Here is a 17,240-nt window from a genome sequence, read left to right as displayed (position 1 = left end):
GGTGGTCGATCCGATTCGTAGCGCCGGTCATCGCTTGCTCTCCCGTGGCAGGCCGAGGAGGCGTTCGGCGATGATGTTGCGCTGGATCTCGTTGGTGCCCGCGTAGATCGGGCCCGCGAGGGAGAACAGATAGCCGTCGGTCCACGAACTGCGCTGCTCGGCGGCCGCTCCGAGCAGGTCGAGGCCCGTTTCGTGCATGGCGATGTCGAGGTCGGACCAGAAGACCTTGGTGATCGAGGATTCGGCGCCGAGCTGGCCGCCGTCCTGCAGGCGGGTGACCGTGCCGAACGTGTGCAGCCGGTAGGCCTCGGCCCCGAGCCAGGCGTCGACCACGGCGTTGCGGGCGGCGGTATCGGCGGGGTCGCAGGTCTGCTGCCACAGGTCGATCAGGCGTTGCGCGGTGGCGCTGAACCGGCCGGGGCTGCGCAGGGAGAGGCCACGCTCGTTGCTCGAGGTGGCCATCGCCACCCGCCAACCCTCGTTCGGTGCGCCGATCACGTCGTGGTCGGGGACGAAGACGTCGTCGAGGAAGATCTCGGCGAAGCCGGGTTCGCCGTCGAGCTGGGGGATGGGCCGCACGCTCACGCCCTCGGCCGTCAGCGGGAACATCACGTAGGTCAGCCCGTGATGACGCTGGGCCTCGGGGTCGCTGCGGAACAGGCCGAAGGCCCAATCCGCGTAGGACGCACGGGAACTCCACGTCTTCTGGCCGTTGAGTACCCAGCCGCCCTCGGTGCGCCGGGCCGTCGAGCGCAGGCCCGCGAGGTCGCTACCCGCCTCGGGCTCCGACCAGGCCTGCGCCCAGATGTCCTCGCCGCGAGCCATTCTCGGCAGGATCCGGGCCAGCTGCTCCTCGGTGCCGTGCTCGAACAGCGTCGGTGCCAGCAGGAAGATGCCGTTCTGGGCCACCCGGCCGGGTGCGCCCGCCGCGTAGTACTCCTGCTCGAACAACACCCATTCGAGAATGGAGGCGTCACGCCCGCCGTACTCGCGCGGCCACGACACCGCCGAGAGCCGCGCCTCGGCCAGTGTCGCCTCCCATGCACGGTGGGCGGCAAAGCCTTCCGCGGTATCCATGGACGGCAGCGGTTCGCGTGGCACATGGGTGGCGAGGAATTCGCGCACCTCGAGCTGGAACTGTGTGGCTGCCTCGTCGATCTCGAGATCCATCTACTTCGACCCGTTCTGTTCGGCCGCGGCGGTCTTCATCGTCTTGGCGTTCATTCCGCCCAGCGAATCGGCGCCGACCTCGGCATTGTGCGCGTGCGCGAAATGGTGCAGTCCGAAGACCGAGTCCATGCCCGAGCGCATCCCCATGAGATCCTCGGCCTGGTTCACCGCCTTCTTGGTGAGCGCGAGCCCGAACTGCGGCATGGTGGCGATCTTCTCGGCGAGCGCGATGGTCTCGGATTCCAGCTCCGCGCGCGCCACGACCCGGTTCACCATGCCCCACTCCTTGGCCTGCGCGGCCCCGAACCGGTCACCGGTGAACAGGAACTCCTTGGCCGCACGCGGGCCCATCACCCATGGATGTGCGAAGTACTCCACGCCCGGAATGCCCATGCGCACAACGGGATCGGAGAAGAAGGCGTCGTCGGAGCAGACGATCAGATCGCACACCCAGGCCAGCATCAGCCCACCGGCGATGCACGCGCCCTGCACCATCGCGATCGTCGGCTTGGGGATCTCGCGCCAGCGCCTGCACATGCCGAGATACACCTCGGTCTCGCGGGCGAACCGTTGGTCGCCGCCGGCGCGGTCGACGTGGTCCCACCACAGCGCGGCCTTGTTCTCGTAGTGCGCGTCGTGGTCGCGGCCCGGTGTGCCGATATCGTGCCCGGCGCTGAAGTGTTTTCCGTTGCCCGCGAGCACGATCACCTTCACCGCGGCATCCTCGACCGCGCGCACGAACGCGGCGTCGAGGGCGTAGGTCATCTTCGAGTTCTGCGCGTTGCGGAAGTCGGGCCGGTTCATGGTGATCACAGCCACCGGTCCGCGCACCTCGTAGGTGACGACCTCGGTTTCGGAACTCACGACTTCTCCTCACGTAGCTCGCGCTTGAGCACCTTGCCCGCCGCGCTGTAGGGCAGCCGGTCGCGGAACTCGACGAACCGGGGCACCTTGAAATTGGCCAGATGGGCGCTCGCATGGGCGATCACCTCGTCGGCGGTCAGGTTCGTGTCCGGCTTGCGGACGACGAACGCCATGCCGACCTCGCCCATCCGCTCGTCGGGCACCCCGATCACGGCGGACTCGGCGACACCGTCGAGGCGGGCGAGGGTCTGCTCGATCTCGGCGGGATAGACGTTGAATCCGCCGGTGATGTACATGTCCTTGAGCCGGTCGGTGATCTTGAGGTAGCCGCGGTCGTCCACCACGCCGATGTCACCGGTGTGCAGCCAGCCGTCGGCGTCGATCGCCTCGGCGGTGGCCTCGAGATCGTCGAGGTAACCGAGCATCACATTGGGCCCACGCAGCAGAACTTCACCGTTGTCGGCCAGGCGCAGTTCGAAGCCGGCGATGGGCTTGCCGCAGGTGTTGGCGATGGTCTCGGCGTCGTCGTCGGGGTCGCACATGGTGCCGAAGCCTGCGGTCTCCGACAGTCCGTAGGCGGTAATGACCACCTCGAAGTCGAGGTCGTCGCGCATCCGCTCGATCAGCACCACCGGCACGGTCGCCGCGCCGGTCACCGCGACGCGCAGCGAAGAGAGGTCACGCTCGCCGCGCTCGGGGTGGTCGAGGATGGTCTGGTAGATCGTCGGCGGGCCGGTGAGCACCGTGATCCGCTCGGACTCGACGAGGCGCAGCGCGGCCGGGACGTCGAATGTCGCCTGCGGCACGATCGTGGCCCCGGTGACCAGGCACGCGAGGATGCCCGCCTTGTATCCGAAGTTGTGGAAGAAGGGCGGAATCACCAGGTAGCGGTCACCCGCGCGCACGGTCGAGCAGGCGCACCAGGCACGCACCACATCCAGGGCCTGCCGATGGGCGACCAAGGTGCCTTTGCTGCGGCCGGTGGTGCCCGAGGTGAAGAGGATGTCGGAGATGTCGTCGGGAAAGACCTGCGCCGCGCGCGCTTCGCCGTCGGCCTCGGTGACCAGCTCGGCCTCGGCGAGGAAATCGTCCCAGGTGAGCGAGCCGGTCCCGGTGGCCGCGCCCGGCTCGACCGGGATGACGACAACCGTCGCGATGGTCGATTCCGGTGCTTCGGCGAGCAGTTCGGCCACCCGGTCGCGACCGAGGAACGGCCCGGCGACGAACAGCGCCTTCGCATCGACCCGGTGCAGCACGTCGACCGCCTCGGCCGCCACGTACCGGGTGTTCAGCGGCACGAGTGCGGCACCGGCCGAATGCGCGGCCAGCGCGGCCACCACCCAGTGATGGGTATTGGGTGCCCACATGGCGACCCGGTCGCCGGGTTCGATGCCGCGGGCGATGAGCGCGCGCGCCGCGATCCGCACCTGGTCGAGCAGCTCTGCCCATGTCAGGCGGGTTTCGCCGTCGACGATGGCAGGCTCGTGCGGATACGCCGCGGCGGTCTGGCGCAGCGCCTGCGGGATGGTCTGTGCAGCGGGTGTCACGGGGTCCTCACCGTTGTGCGGTTCGCTGATCTTTACGAAGCAGCTAACAAAGCAAGTGCTTGGTAGGTTACTCTACCGTGGTGGGCGTGATCCAGACCGCAGATTCAGTTACCTCCGACGCGGAGTTCCGCGCGGAGATCCGGGAGTGGCTTGCCGAAAACCTGGCGGGCGAGTTCGCCGACCTGCGCGGTACCGGCGGGCCGGGCCGAGAACACGAGCACTTCGAGCGACGGCTGGCCTGGGATCGTCATCTCGCCGCCGCCGGCTGGACGTGCCTCGGCTGGCCGGTGGAGTACGGCGGCCGCGACGAGAGCGTCGCCAGGCAGGTGATCTTCCACGAGGAGTACGCCAAGGCCGACGCGCCCGCGCGGGTCTCGCACGTGGGTGAGGAACTGCTCGGGCCGACCGTGCTCGCCTTCGGCACCGAGGAGCAGAAGAAGCGCTTCCTGCCCGGCGTCCGTTCGGTCGGCGAGCTGTGGTGTCAGGGCTACTCCGAGCCGGGCGCGGGTTCCGACCTCGCCGCCGTGTCGACGACCGCCCGCCTCGACGGCGACCAGTGGGTGATCAACGGCCAGAAGATCTGGACCTCGCTGGCCCATGTGGCCGACTGGTGCTTCGTGATCGCCCGCACCGAACGCGGGTCCACCCGTCATCACGGCCTGTCCTACCTGCTCGTCCCGATGAACCAGCCGGGCATAACCGTTCGCCCGATCCAGCAGCTCACCGGCACTTCGGAATTCAACGAGGTGTACTTCGACGACGCCCGCACCGACGCGGACCTGGTCGTGGGCGCGCCCGGCGACGGCTGGCGAATCGCCATGGGCACCTTGACCTTCGAGCGCGGCATCTCCACTCTCGGCCAGCAGATCCGCTTCGCCCGCGAACTCACCGACATCGAAGACCTCGCCCGCCGCACCGGCGTCGCGGACGACCCGCTGATCGCCGCGCGTTTCGACCGCGCCTGGGTGGGACTGCGGGTGCTGCGCGCCCACGCGCTGCGCACCATGAGCGACGAGAACGACGCGGGCGGGGCGTCGGTGTCGAAGTTGTTGTGGGCCAACTGGCATCGCGATCTCGGCGAGCTGGCCATGGCAGTGCAGGGCGCCGCCGGTCTGGTGATCCCCGACGACGACATGACCGCCTGGCAGCGGCTGTACCTGTTCAGCCGCGCCGACACCATCTACGGAGGTTCGAACGAAGTGCAGCGCAACATCATCGCCGAGCGGGTGCTCGGTCTGCCGCGCGAGGCCCGACCGTGACCGGCCCGCTCGCCACCCCGCCCGCGCCCATCCCCGGCCACGGTCTGCTCACCGGCCGCAAGGGTGTCGTCACGGCCGCCGCCGGTACCGGCATCGGCTCGGCCACCGCCCGCAGGCTCCTGTCCGAGGGTGCCGATGTGGTGGTATCCGATTGGCACGAGCGGAGATTGGGTGAAACCGCCGAACTGCTCGCCAAGGAATTCCCGGAGCGCACCGTCGGTGCCGTGGTGTGCGATGTGCGCGACACCGCCCAGGTGAACCAGCTGCTCACCGCCGCTGCCGCCGAACTCGGTCGCATCGACATCATGATCAACAACGCCGGCCTCGGCGGCGAGACCCCTGTGGTCGACATGACCGACGAGCAGTGGGACCAGGTCCTCGACATCACCCTCACCGGCACCTTCCGCTGCACGCGCGCGGCGCTCGGCTACTTCCGCGACGCGGGCCACGGCGGCGTGATCGTCAACAACGCCAGCGTGCTCGGCTGGCGAGCCCAGCACGGTCAGGCGCACTACGCCGCGGCCAAGGCGGGGGTTATGGCGCTGACCAGGTGTAGCGCGATCGAGGCCGCCGAGTTCGGGGTGCGCATCAATGCCGTCGCGCCGAGCATCGCGCGGCACCCGTTCCTGGACAAGGTGAGCTCATCGGAACTGCTCGACAACCTCAGCGAGCGTGAGGCTTTCGGGCGCGCGGCCGAGCCGTGGGAGGTCGCGGCGACGATCGCCATGCTGGCCAGCGACTACACCTCGTACCTGACAGGTGAGGTGGTTTCCGTGAGTAGTCAGCGCGCATGACGGCAGCCGCATGCCAAGCAAGTGCTTGGTTGTACGATGTCTAGGGTGACCGCACCCGACACCGCGAAACGCACCCGCCGCGACGAACTGCTCGCCCTCGCCGCCGACCTGTTCGCCGAGCGCGGCCTGCGTGCCACCACGGTGCGCGATATCGCCGATTCGGCGGGCATTCTCTCGGGCAGTCTCTACCACCATTTCGATTCCAAGGAATCGATGGTCGACGAGATCCTGCGCGGCTTCCTCGACGACCTGTTCGGCCACTATCGCGAGATCGCGGCCGCCGGGCTCAGCTCGCGGGCGACCCTCGAGGCCCTGGTCCTCGCCTCCTACCAGGCGTTCGACCGTCATCACGCCGCCGTCGCGATCTACCAGGCCGAAGCCAAGAACCTGCGTGACGTGGAACGTTTCGGCTACATCCGTGACTTCAACACCGAGTTCCGCGACCTGTGGCACCGGGTGCTCGCCGCCGGTGTCGCCGACGGCAGCTTCCGCCCCGAACTCGACGTGGAATTGGCCTTCCGCTTCCTGCGCGACACCGTGTGGGTCGCGGTCCGCTGGTACACCCCCGGCGGCCCCATCACCGTGAAAAACCTTGCCTCGCAATATCTGACCATCGTGCTCGACGGGCTCACCGTGCCCGCGAGCGACGCGCCTTAGGAGTACCCCATGACCGCACCCGCCGAGCGCCGCCCCTACACCCCGTTGCGGGAGGCCTATGTGATCGATGCGGTGCGGACCGCCGTCGGCAAGCGTGGCGGCGCGCTGGCCGGTGTGCACCCGGCCGACCTCGGCGCCGCCGCACTGCGCGGACTCGTCGAGCGCACCGGTATCGATCCGGCTGTCGTCGATGACGTGATCGTCGGCTGTGTCGACAACATCGGCCCGCAGGCGGGCAATATCGGTCGCACGATGTGGCTGACCGCGGGCTTCCCGGAGGAGGTTCCCGGTGTCACCGTCGACCGGCAGTGCGGTTCGAGTCAGCAGGCCATCAATTTCGGCGCCCAGGCGATCATGAGCGGCACCGCCGAGGTGATCGTCGCGGGCGGCGTACAGAACATGAGCGCGATCCCGATCTCGGCGGCCATGCTCGCGGGCAAGGAGTACGGATTCGACTCGCCCTTCGTCGGCGCCACCGGCTGGGATCAGCGCTACGGCACCGGCGAGGTCTCGCAGTTCCGTGGCGCCGAGCTCATCGCCGAGAAGTGGGGCATCACCCGCGAGGACATGGAGCAGTGGGCGCTGCGCAGCCACCAGCGTGCGCGGGCGGCCATCGCCGAGGGCCGCTTCGAGGCCGAGATCGTGCCGGTCGGTGACTTCGCCGTCGACCAGGGCCCGCGCGAGACCAGCCTCGAGAAGATGGCCACGCTGCAACCGCTGAGCGAGGGCAGCCCGCTCACCGCCGCCGTGGCCAGCCAGATCTCCGACGGTGCGAGCGCGACGTTGCTCGCCTCCGAGTGGGCCGTCGAGGAGTACGGGCTCACCCCTCGGGCGCGCATCCATCACGTCAGCGCGCGCGGCGCCGACCCGATCTTCATGCTCAGCGCGCCCATTCCGGCCACCCAGTGGGCGCTGGAGAAGACCGGGCTCACCATCGACGACATCGATGTCATCGAGATCAACGAGGCGTTCGCACCGGTGGTGCTGGCCTGGATCAAGGAGATCGGCGCCGATCCGGCGAAGGTCAATGTCAACGGCGGTGCCATCGCACTCGGTCATCCGCTCGGCGCGACCGGTGCGAAGCTGTTCGCCACCCTGCTGCACGAGCTGGAGCGGGTGAACGGCCGCTACGGTCTGCTCACCATCTGTGAGGGCGGCGGCACCGCGAACGTCACCATCATCGAACGGCTCGGCGCGAGCGAGTAGTTCGCCGCGACGCCGACGACGGCCCGGTACCGGACACTCCGGTACCGGGCCGTCGTGCGTCGGCGGACTTGCGGGTGATGGGCCGGTCGTCGAGACTGAACGGTTGCTCTCCCGGCGCCACCGCGATAACACGTTGGCGCAGTGGGTAAGCCATGTGCTGAAGCGGTGCCGGTCAGGTACTGCTCGTGGAAACAGGGAACAGGAATTTCGAATGGGTTACCCACAACCGCCCAACCCGTATCAAGGTCGGCCAGGTCAGCCGATGCAGCCTGGTCAGCCGTATCCGGGCCAGCCGATGCCGGGTCAGCCCTACCCGCAAGGTCAGCCGATGCCGGGCCAGCCCTACCCACAGGGTCAGCCTTACCCGCAGGGACAGCCCTACTCGCAGGGGCAGCCGTACCCGCAGGGGCAGCCGTACGGCGCGCCCGGTGGTTACGGGCAGCCGCCGCGCCGGTCGGGTGGCGGCGGCAAGATCGTTCTCATCGTCGGCGGTCTGGTCGTACTGGTCGCGATCGCGGTCGGCGCGATCTACATGTTCGCCGGTGGTGGCGGTCCCCTCGGCGGTGGCGGTTACGACACCCCGCGCGCGGCAGCGCAGGCCTGGGTCGACAAGGAGGGCGAACTCGAAGACCTGGTGTGCGCCTCCGATCGTGACGAGATCGCGAAGTACGAGAACCAGGCCACGCCGACCAAGGCACCGTCGGGCGGCGGGGCACCGAGCGTCACGACGACGCTGAAGAGCGTGGATGTCGCCTCCGGCAGCAAGTCCGGGACGTTCACCACGGCGATGAGCATGACCATTCTCGGCCAGAGCACGACTTCGACCGCGACGTACAAGCTGGTCGAGGAGGACGGCGGCTGGCGGGTGTGCGGAATCCTCAACCCGACCATCGAAACGGAGTGAGTGCGGCGGGTCGGTCCCAACGGGCCGACCCGGTCGCCGCCTCTCCTACTCCGAGGGCATCGGGCACCGGGCCTACGATGGGAGCGGTGAAGGTGCTCGGCGCGTGCCCACTCGACTGTCCCGATGCGTGCTCGTGGGTGGTGACGGTCGAGGACGGCGTCGCCACCGGCCTGCGCGGCAACAAGGAACACCCGGTCACGCGGGGTGCGCTGTGCGTGAAGGTGAACCGTTACCTGGAGCAGGTCGGCGCGCCGGACCGGCTCAGGTATCCGCTGCGCCGGGTGGGTCCCAAGGGTTCCGGACGGTTCGAGCGGATCAGCTGGGACGAGGCGCTCGACGAGATCGCCACCCGGCTCACCGGCATCATCGACGAATACGGAGCCGAGGCGATCTGGCCGTTCCACGGCACCGGCAGCCTCGGCTACCTCCAGGGCCTCGAGGGGTATCCCGGCCGCCGCATGTTCAACGTGCTCGGCGCCTCCCACCATGCGGCGACCATCTGCTCGGTCGCGGGCAGCGCGGGGCTGAGCTACACCCTCGGCACCTCCGGCGGCATGGACCCGGAGGACTTCGCGAAGTCGAAGCTGATCCTGCTGTGGGGCACCAACCCGCTCACCTCCGGTCATCACCTGTGGAAGTTCGTGCAGGACAGCGGCGCCTACCTGGTCGCGATCGACCCGGTGCGCACCAAGACCGCCGAACGCTGCGACGAACACCTCGCCCCCCTGCCCGGCACCGATGCCGCCCTGGCGCTCGGCTTGCTGCACGTGGTGGTCTCGCTGGGTGCCGAGGACACGGAGTTCATCGCCGAGCACACCGAGGGCTGGCCCGAATTCCGTGAGCGCGTCATGGAATTCACCCCGGAGCGGGTGGCCGCGATCACCGGCCTCGAGCGCGAACAGATCGTCGCGCTCGGTGAACGGATCGCGGGTACCAGGCCGACCGCGATCCGCGCCTCCCAGGGCATGCAGCGCCACGCCGGTGGCGGGATGGCGCTGCGGGTGCTCGGCTGCCTGCCCGGCGTCACCGGTGACTGGGCGATTCCCGGTGGCGGCCTGCACTATTCGACGAGCGGGCACTTCGAACTCGACCTGCCCGCCCTGGTGCGCGACGATCTGCTGCCGCACCCGGTGCGCACCTTGTCGATGACCAGGCTCGGTGCGGCCTTGCTCGACGTCGACGACCCGCCGGTGCGGGCGCTGTTCGTGATCGGCGCGAATCCGGTCGGCTCCAATCCCGATCAGCGCCGGGTGATCGAAGGCCTGTCACGCGAAGACCTGTTCACCGTGGTGCTGGAGCATTTCGCCACCGACACGGTCGATTACGCCGACATCGTGCTTCCCGCGACCATGCAACCCGAGCACCTCGACGTGATCGCGGGCTACGGCCACCTGTACCTGGTGTGGAACGAGCCCGCCGTCGAGCCGCCGGGCGAATGTCTTTCCACCACAGAGGCTTTCCGTAGACTGTCCCGTCGCCTCGGACTCACCGAACCGGCGCTGTACGAATCGGACGAGGAACTGGCCCGTCAACTGCTGAAGGGTCATGATCTGGACCGGTTGCGCGCCGACGGCTTCTTGAAGGTGCAGCCGGGGCCCGTCCCCGCGGGAAAACTTCAGTTCGTCTCTCCACGAGCGCAATTCGCAGGTCACGACCCGCTACCCACCTACACCCCACCCGCCGACCCAGGCGACGGACTCGTGCTGATTTCCGCCGCCTCGCACTACTTCCTGAACACCACCTTCGGTGCCAACCCCGAATTGCGCCGCCGCGCAGGCGAAACCCGGATCACACTCCATCCCGATGACGCCGCCGCGCGCGGAATCGCCGACGGCGCCCCGGTGTCGGTCGTCAACGCTCGCGGTTCCTTCGAGGCGATCGCCGAGGTATCCGACCGTGTCAGACCCGGCGTAGCGGGTACCACGAAGGGACGCTGGGCCAAGGATTCCGGCGGCGCGACCGTCAACGCCACGATCGCCGAACGCGACGCCGACTTCGGTGGCGGCGCGGTCTTCCACGACAACCGGGTGGAGGTGGTACCCCGCTGACACGAACCGGACGCGATCACCGAACGAAAGGCACGCAGTGATGTGGAAGTACACCGGCCGCGCGACGCTCGTCGCGACGGCAACCGCAGGACTCCTCCTCGGCGCGACGACCCCCGCCTCGGCAATGACTCCGTTCAAACCCACCTACACCCTCGCCACCGGCTGGACCTGCGCCGGTGAGATCGACGCGACGGCACTGTCCGGCCAGGGCATCACCAGGTCCGGTGAGGCCCAGATGCGGCTGCGCGGCACGTTCTGGAGCGCTACACCCGGTTCACATCAGAGCGGCTGCACGGTGACGACGACGGTCGAGTGGCGCAATCTCGACACCGGTGCGGGCGGTTCGGCGGCGACTGTCGTGGCAGGCGGTCCGAGCGGGCAGCCGGGCCCCGAGGTCGGCCTGACGCTCGCGACGGGCGCCGGGCGGATCGAGGCGACCATCCGCACCACGCCACTGGCGCATCTGCCGAGCACCGGGGAGTTCGCGGTCTCCGAATTCTGAGTGGGAGAACACCGAACCGGATGCGCGCCTTGTGAGTACCGCGTCCGGTTCGGTGTCCTGTTCGCCCTTTCGACGGGAGGCTCAGACCCGTCGGGCGGCATCCCGGCGCACCGCTGTGGGGGGCTCGCCGGGATGGGTCTTGGTCAGCTCTGCTCGGTGACCGGTGTGTCGACCAGCGTGCCGACGGCCTCGATGCGCGTGAGCGCGTCGGTGACGATGCCGTCGATCAGCTCGGCCACCGTCGGCAGGCTGTCGATGATTCCGGTGACCTGGCCCGCGGGCAGCACACCCGCATCGGTACGGCCCTCGACGAGACCGGCCTTGGTCAGCATCGCTGAGTTCGCGGCCATCACGACCTGCGACCAGCTGAGGTCCTTGGTCTTTCGCATGGCGAGCCCGTCGCGCATCAGCGTCGACCACTTCATCCCGGTCATGCTCTTGAACTTGGCGGCGTTGCCGACGGCCGCCGACAGTCCGCGCCAGCCGCCCGAATGTTCCAGGCGCTCCACGAGTTCGGTGTTGAGCATGCGGTGCGGCATGCCGTCGACCTTCACCGAAACCACGGTGTCGCCCAGTCCGCGCGCCAGATACTCCTGCTTCACGGCGTCAGGGACGGTGCTCTCCTGGGTGAGCAGGAACCGGGTCCCCATGGCCACCCCGGCGGCACCGTAGGACAGTGCCGCCGCGAGGCCGCGCCCGTCGAAGAAACCGCCCGCCGCGACGACCGGGATGTCGACGGCATCGAGCACCGAGGGCAGCAGCAGCGTGGTGGCCACCGGTCCGGTGTGCCCGCCGCCCTCACCGCCCTGCACGATCACCGCGTCCGCGCCCCAGGAGGCCACCTTCACCGCGTGCTTGGCGGCACCGATCGACGGAATCACCACCACGCCCGCGTCTTTGAGCCGGGCGATCAGTTCCTTCTTCGGAGCCAGCGCGAACGAGGCGACCCGCACCTGCTCACGGATGAGCAGTTCGATGCGCTCGGGTGCGTCGGTGGCGTCGGCGCGGATGTTCACACCGAACGGCTTGTCGGTGAGCGACTTCGTCTTGGCGACAGCCGCTTCCAGCTCCTCGAAGGTCATCGTCGCCGAAGCGAGGATGCCGAGCCCGCCCGCGTTCGCGGTCGCGGCGACCAGCCGCGGCCCGGCCACCCAGCCCATTCCCGTCTGCACGACGGGATGCTCGATGCCGACCAGCTCGGTCAGCGGGGTACGCAGGCGGGCGCTCATGCGGCCACTTCCTTCTCGCGGAATCCCTTGGGGTCGAGCACGGTCCGGATGAGCCGCAGCTCCTCCTCGGTGGGCAGCCTGGTTTCGCCCGCGTCGGCCAGCCCGGCGATCTCGAAGGAGGTGTTCTCGGCGACCTCCTCGGCCGTCACACCCGGATGCAGCGACAGCGCGCGCATGGTGTGCTCGGGACCGCCGAAATCGAAGACGCCCAGGTTGGTCACCACCCGGTGCAGGTGATGGAAGCGGAAGGCGGGGTTGGCCGGGTCGATCTTGTCGTAGCCGACGCCGCTCACGATATCGACCTGCTCGCAGAACACCCGCGTGTTGTGCTTGGGCACGAAGTAGCTGGTCGCGTGGTTGATCGTATTGCCGGGCGCCCCGCGCACACCGAACATCTGCCTGCGCGGCTGCTGCAACGGGCCGAACGCCGAGAGGTTCTGGTTGCCGAAGCGGTCGAGCTGATTGGCGCCCATCACCACGTGCCGCCTGCCCGAGGCCACCACGTCGAACACCTTGGAGAACGGAATCCAGCCCTCTACCGGTGCTTTCGCGCCGATCGCCGGCACCTCGGCGAAGAACAGCGCCTCACCGTCGGACAGCAGCAGGTCGGGTTCGAAGGTGAGCCTGGCCAGTCGCGCGCCGATGGTGGTGATCGTCGACATCGGGCTGGCCATGATCTCGCCCGCGCCACGGAAGATTTCCGCCGCCGCGACGACACACACCTCCGCGCGCGTGATCTGACCGGTCGCCGGTACTGCGTTCATCGCTGCTCCTCCGCGAAAGCCTTGACGGCGGACTGGTATTCGTCTTCGTTCACGTCGAGATAGCGCGCCCTGAACTCGGCCCACGAGTCCGGTGACTGCGCGGCCGCCACATAGTGCTTCTGGAACTTCTCGTCGCGTCCGTAACTGCCCGAGAAGGTGAAGTGCGCGCCACCGGGTGACTCGACGACGCCGTCGACCATCATCCGGTTGAGGATCAGCGCCTGCGACGGAACGGCTTTCACCAGCTCGTCGGTGTCGACGAGGCGGTCCACCGAGACGTAGCGTCGCTCGGCCGCCAGGCAGTAGAGGTCGTCGAAGTACGGATCGACACCGGTGTAGGCGGCGTTGCCGTGCTTGTCGCCCAGGTCCAGATGCACCAGCGCCGCATCGAGATTCAGTGCCGGCATGGCGATCAGGGTCTCGGTCCGGCCGTCGGCATGCGGGTACGGCGAGACGACGGTCTTCAGCTCGCCCTCCCAGAACTCCGGCACCGCCGAACCGAGCCCGGCCCGGATCGGCAGGAACGGCAACCGGGCGGCGGCGGCCTGCAACCCGCACTTCACCATGCCCTCGTCCATCTCGCGCACCGTGATCGCACCCTCGGTGCGCGCCTTGGCGAACCACGGGTCGTAGAACGGTGCCGAGTCGAGGGAGACGAAGCCGTAGTACGCCTTGCGCACCTTGCCCGCCGAACACAGCAGGCCGAGGTCCGGCCCGCCATAGGTCACCACGGTCAGGTCGGTGACATCCGAGCGAAGCAGCGCACGGACCAGCGCCATCGGCTTACGCCGGGATCCCCAACCGCCGAGGCCGATCGTCATGCCGCTGCGCAGCTCGCCGACCACCTCGTCGAGCGTCATTCTCTTGTCGCGCATAGCTTTTCCTACTTCCCCTTCTTCTGCGCGGCGAGGTCGTCGTCGAAACGCGCTCTGATCTCGTCGGCCACCCCGGCCAGGTTGAGCTCCATCGTGAAGCCCTGCTCGTAGCGATAGGAGCGGTGCACGTCCTGCACGTCGATGCCGTTGAGCGCCCGCTTCGCGGCCCGGATCACCCGGCCGTCCTTGTTCGCGATGTTCTTCGCGACCTCCATGGCCGCGGCGTCGAGTTCGGCGCGCGGCACCACCTTGTACACCGACCCGTAGTGGTGCAGCTGCTGGGCGGTGAGCTTGCCCGCGGTGTAGAACATGGTCCGCATCAGGTGCTGGGGGACCAGTCGCGACAGGTGGGTCGCGGCGCCGAGCGCACCGCGGTCCACCTCGGGCAGGCCGAAGGTGGCGTCGTCGGAAGCCACGATGACGTCGGAGTTGCCGACCAGGCCGATCCCGCCGCCGAGGCAGAACCCGTTGACGGCGGTGACCACCGGAACCTCGCAGTCGTACACGGCGGCGAAGGCGTCGAAACATCCGTGATTCGCGCGGATCAGGGCGGTGTGGCCGGCGTCGGCGTTCATCTCCTTGATGTCGACGCCCGCGTTGAAGCCGCGACCCTCCGCGCGCAGCACGACCACGCGGGTGCCGGGGTCGCGTCCGGCGGCGCGCACGGCGTCGGCGAGCGCGAACCAGCCGTCCGACGGCAGCGCGTTGACCGGCGGATAGTCGACCGTGACGACCTCCACCCCCTCGGTTTCGGTATGCCGGTCGATTCCCATGGCAACTGTCCTATCGGTGCGTGCCCGGGCGAACCCGAGACAAAGCAAGCAATTGCTTGGTAGGTTAACACGGTGGCGATAGAAATCGACCTTTCCGGCCAGATCGTTCTGGTGACCGGCGGAGTGCGCGGCGTGGGCGCGGGCATCACCCGCACCTTCCTCGCGGCGGGCGCGACAGTGCTCACCTGCGCGCGCAGGCCCGCCGACACCCCGATCGACGGCACCGAGCACTACTCCTGCGATGTCCGCGACGACGGCGCGGTCGCCGCCATGTTCGACGAGATCCTCGCCGCGCACGGGCGGCTCGACCACGTCGTCAACAACGCCGGCGGGGCGCCCTTCGCCCTGGCCGACGCGGCGAGCCCGCGCTTCCACACCAAGATCATCGAGCTGAATCTGCTCGCCCCCCTGGTCATCGCGCAGCAGGCGAATGCCGTGATGCAGAAACAGGATTCGGGCGGTTCGATCGTGATGGTCTCGAGCGTCAGCGGGCACCGGCCCTCGCCCGGTACCGCCGCCTACGGCGCGGCCAAGGCCGGACTGGACAACCTCACCACCTCCCTCGCCGTGGAATGGGCGCCGAAGGTCCGTCTCAATTCCGTGGTGGTCGGACCGGTGGAGACCGAACTGAGCCACCTGCACTACGGCGACGCCGACGGTGTCGCCGCCGTCGGCGCGACCATCCCGCTCGGCCGCCTCGCCGCCCCCGCCGACGTCGGCAATGCCGCCCTCTTCCTCGCCTCCCCGCTGGCCGCCTACGTCAGCGGCGCGAGCCTGCTGGTGCACGGCGCGGGGGAGCGGCCCGCCTTTCTCGATGCCGCGAATACGAACCACGGATAACTAGGAGTTTCGATGGACCAGCAGTTGATCTGCGCCGACCGCACGGTGATCGTCACGGGTGCGGGTCGCGGGATCGGGCGCGCGCACGCGCTCGCCTTCGCCGCGGCAGGTGCGCGCGTCGTCGTCAACGACGTGGGCACCGCGCTCGACGGCGCACCAACCTCGGAGACGCCCGCGCAGCAGGTCGTCGACGAGATCGTCGCTGCCGGTGGGCAGGCGGTCGCCAACTACGACGACGTGGCCGACTGGGACGGCGCGCGCCGGCTCGTCCGCCAGGCCGTCGACACCTTCGGTGGGCTCGACGTGCTGGTCAACAATGCCGGTTTCGTGCGCGACCGCATGCTGGTGAACCTGAGCGAGGAGGAGTGGGACGCGGTGATCCGCGTGCACCTCAAGGGCCACTTCGCCACCATGCGTCATGCCGCCGAGTATTGGCGCGGTGAGGCCAAGGCCGGGCGCGCGGTCGACGCCCGCGTCATCAACACCAGCTCGGGCGCCGGCCTGCAGGGCAGCGTCGGCCAGGGCAACTACGGCGCGGCCAAGGCGGGCATCGCGGGCCTCACGCTCACCGCCGCGGCGGAGTTCGGGCGCTACGGCGTCACCGTCAACGCCATCGCCCCCGCGGCCCGTACCCGGATGACCGAAACGGTCTTCGCCGACACCATGGCCGCCCCCGATGCCGGCTTCGACGCCATGGACCCGGCGAACATCTCGCCGCTGGTGGTCTGGCTCGGCAGCAGCGAGTCCGCCGAGGTGACCGGGCGGATGTTCGAGGTGGAGGGTGGCAAGGTCGCGCTGGCCGAAGGCTGGCGGCACGGCATCGCGGTCGATCGCGGTGCGCGCTGGGATCCGGCCGAGCTCGGTCCGGTGGTGGCGCAGCTGATCGAGAAGGGTGCCGAACCGGAGCCGGTTTACGGTGCATAGCTAACTTCGCAAGAGGGCACTGAGCAAAGCCGCCGGGCCTGCGGTTTTGCCATGTCATAGGCGTCCAGGGGGCTGGACGGCTCTTGCGCTCTCCTGCGGGGTTCTGCGCCTGGGTTTACTATGGGCTACTGTTCGTCGATCCCGGAATGTGTCGCGACCGGGGGTAATGCTGCGCGGAATTACTTAAAGGGGATGACAGGCGCATGGCCGTTGGTCGCATGTTGCGCGTTCTTGCCGCTGCGAGTGTCTTGGCCGGCTGTGCCCTATTGGGCCCCGTCGCCGCATTCGCCGCGCCGGAAAAGCCGCCGACGCCCGCCGCGCAACCGTCCGGCAGCGGGAGCACCGGCATCGGGGGTAGCGGCGGTGAACCGGCCGAGGACCCCGCCCAGGGCAACGGCAAGCCGATCGAACTCACCCTGCCCGGTACGGGCAGCGGCGCCGACCCGGCACCGGCGAATCAAGGCGATCCACCCCAGACCGGTGCGGAAGTCGCCGAAGAGACCGAGTGGACCTCGCTGAACATCCCCGGCCAGGACACCACCGAACTCCCGACCAAGGAAGTGGCCGGTCCGGCCTCCGGCTCCGCCGTCCTCGGCGCGGGCTCGGCCGCCGCCGGGCTGGTGCTCGGCACCGGTTCGGCGGGCCTCGGCGTGCTCCTCGGCACCGGCTCCGCGGGCCTTGGCGCCGTGCTCGGCACGGGCTCGGCGGGCGCCTTCGCGATCCTCGGCACCGGTTCCGCCGGTGCCGCCGCCGTACTCGGCACCGGTTCGGCCGGTGCGGCCGCGGTGCTCGGTACCGGTTCGGCCGCCGTCGGTTCGGCCGCGGCGGGGACGGGCTCGGCGCTGGCCGGTACCGGCTCCGCGGCCGTCGGCTCGGCCGCCGTC

The 17,240-nt window shown here is 69.0% G+C and carries 16 protein-coding genes and 1 pseudogene; 10 read left to right on the top strand and 7 right to left on the bottom strand.

Features of this window, described 5'->3' with window-relative positions; genetic code table 11:
* Positions 1-27 precede the first annotated feature (27 nt).
* Genes NI2_RS25590 through NI2_RS25580 form a run of 3 tightly spaced genes read right to left on the bottom strand, consistent with a single transcriptional unit; the run spans position 28 to position 3,581 of the window.
* Positions 28-1,170, bottom strand: coding sequence for an acyl-CoA dehydrogenase family protein (locus tag NI2_RS25590; RefSeq protein WP_067495539.1), 1,143 nt, complete (start codon positions 1,168-1,170; stop codon positions 28-30).
* Complete coding sequence (locus NI2_RS25585; protein ID WP_067495536.1) at positions 1,171-2,034, bottom strand: enoyl-CoA hydratase; 864 nt, start codon at positions 2,032-2,034, stop codon at positions 1,171-1,173.
* Positions 2,031-3,581 carry a FadD3 family acyl-CoA ligase gene (locus tag NI2_RS25580; RefSeq protein ID WP_067495534.1) on the bottom strand — a complete coding sequence of 517 codons (1,551 nt, stop codon included), beginning with the start codon at positions 3,579-3,581 and terminating at the stop codon, positions 2,031-2,033. Before NI2_RS25580 ends, NI2_RS25585 begins: the two co-directional genes overlap by 4 nt.
* Before the next feature lie 80 nt (positions 3,582-3,661).
* Between NI2_RS25580 and NI2_RS25575 the strand changes: the two genes are divergently transcribed.
* From NI2_RS25575 to NI2_RS25545, 7 genes are all read left to right on the top strand, one after another.
* Complete coding sequence (locus NI2_RS25575; RefSeq protein ID WP_067495531.1) at positions 3,662-4,840, top strand: acyl-CoA dehydrogenase family protein; 1,179 nt, start codon at positions 3,662-3,664, stop codon at positions 4,838-4,840.
* Positions 4,837-5,634 carry an SDR family oxidoreductase gene (locus NI2_RS25570; RefSeq protein WP_067495528.1) on the top strand — a complete coding sequence of 266 codons (798 nt, stop codon included), beginning with the start codon at positions 4,837-4,839 and terminating at the stop codon, positions 5,632-5,634. Before NI2_RS25575 ends, NI2_RS25570 begins: the two co-directional genes overlap by 4 nt.
* Before the next feature lie 36 nt (positions 5,635-5,670).
* Positions 5,671-6,291 carry a TetR/AcrR family transcriptional regulator gene (locus NI2_RS25565; RefSeq protein WP_067495525.1) on the top strand — a complete coding sequence of 207 codons (621 nt, stop codon included), beginning with the start codon at positions 5,671-5,673 and terminating at the stop codon, positions 6,289-6,291.
* Between the two features lie 45 nt (positions 6,292-6,336).
* Complete coding sequence (locus NI2_RS25560; protein ID WP_067495719.1) at positions 6,337-7,497, top strand: acetyl-CoA C-acetyltransferase; 1,161 nt, start codon at positions 6,337-6,339, stop codon at positions 7,495-7,497.
* Positions 7,498-7,708: 211 nt separating this feature from the next.
* Positions 7,709-8,401: an Rv0361 family membrane protein gene (locus NI2_RS34685; protein WP_176579803.1), complete on the top strand. Its 693-nt coding sequence runs from the start codon at positions 7,709-7,711 to the stop codon at positions 8,399-8,401.
* A gap of 86 nt (positions 8,402-8,487) precedes the next feature.
* Positions 8,488-10,449, top strand: a complete 1,962-nt coding sequence (locus tag NI2_RS25550) for a molybdopterin-containing oxidoreductase family protein (RefSeq protein ID WP_443093647.1) — start codon at positions 8,488-8,490, stop codon at positions 10,447-10,449.
* 40 nt (positions 10,450-10,489) lie between these two features.
* Entirely contained in the window at positions 10,490-10,951 is a 462-nt protein-coding gene (locus tag NI2_RS25545) for a hypothetical protein (protein WP_067495517.1), read from the top strand.
* Between the two features lie 143 nt (positions 10,952-11,094).
* Here NI2_RS25545 and NI2_RS25540 read toward each other — a convergent pair whose 3' ends face one another.
* From NI2_RS25540 to NI2_RS25525, 4 genes are read right to left on the bottom strand one after another with little or no spacing between them, the layout of a single operon-like run.
* A complete protein-coding gene (locus tag NI2_RS25540) occupies positions 11,095-12,180 on the bottom strand; it encodes an NAD(P)H-dependent flavin oxidoreductase (protein WP_067495514.1) in 1,086 nt (361 codons plus the stop codon).
* Positions 12,177-12,944 (bottom strand): CoA-transferase subunit beta, encoded by a 768-nt coding sequence (locus tag NI2_RS25535; protein ID WP_067495511.1) that lies wholly within the window; start codon positions 12,942-12,944, stop codon positions 12,177-12,179. The genes NI2_RS25540 and NI2_RS25535 overlap by 4 nt, the downstream gene beginning before the upstream one ends.
* Entirely contained in the window at positions 12,941-13,819 is an 879-nt protein-coding gene (locus tag NI2_RS25530) for a CoA transferase subunit A (protein WP_067495508.1), read from the bottom strand. The genes NI2_RS25535 and NI2_RS25530 overlap by 4 nt, the downstream gene beginning before the upstream one ends.
* Before the next feature lie 8 nt (positions 13,820-13,827).
* Positions 13,828-14,592 carry an enoyl-CoA hydratase family protein gene (locus tag NI2_RS25525; protein ID WP_067495505.1) on the bottom strand — a complete coding sequence of 255 codons (765 nt, stop codon included), beginning with the start codon at positions 14,590-14,592 and terminating at the stop codon, positions 13,828-13,830.
* A 72-nt stretch (positions 14,593-14,664) separates the two neighbouring features.
* On the opposite strand from NI2_RS25525, the gene NI2_RS25520 reads away from it, so the two are divergent.
* From NI2_RS25520 to NI2_RS25510, 3 genes and pseudogenes are all read left to right on the top strand, one after another.
* Positions 14,665-15,432: an SDR family oxidoreductase gene (locus NI2_RS25520; protein ID WP_371852010.1), complete on the top strand. Its 768-nt coding sequence runs from the start codon at positions 14,665-14,667 to the stop codon at positions 15,430-15,432.
* A 12-nt stretch (positions 15,433-15,444) separates the two neighbouring features.
* Positions 15,445-16,356 (top strand): SDR family oxidoreductase, encoded by a 912-nt coding sequence (locus tag NI2_RS25515; protein ID WP_067495502.1) that lies wholly within the window; start codon positions 15,445-15,447, stop codon positions 16,354-16,356.
* Positions 16,357-16,559: 203 nt separating this feature from the next.
* Positions 16,560-17,240: pseudogene (locus tag NI2_RS25510) on the top strand (hypothetical protein); the annotation flags it as partial.

The organism is Nocardia ignorata NBRC 108230 (genome assembly GCF_001612905.1).
Taxonomy (GTDB): Bacteria; Actinomycetota; Actinomycetes; order Mycobacteriales; family Mycobacteriaceae; genus Nocardia; species Nocardia ignorata.
Note: the sequence above shows the minus strand (reverse complement) of the source record. Positions and strands in the feature narration are given on the sequence as shown.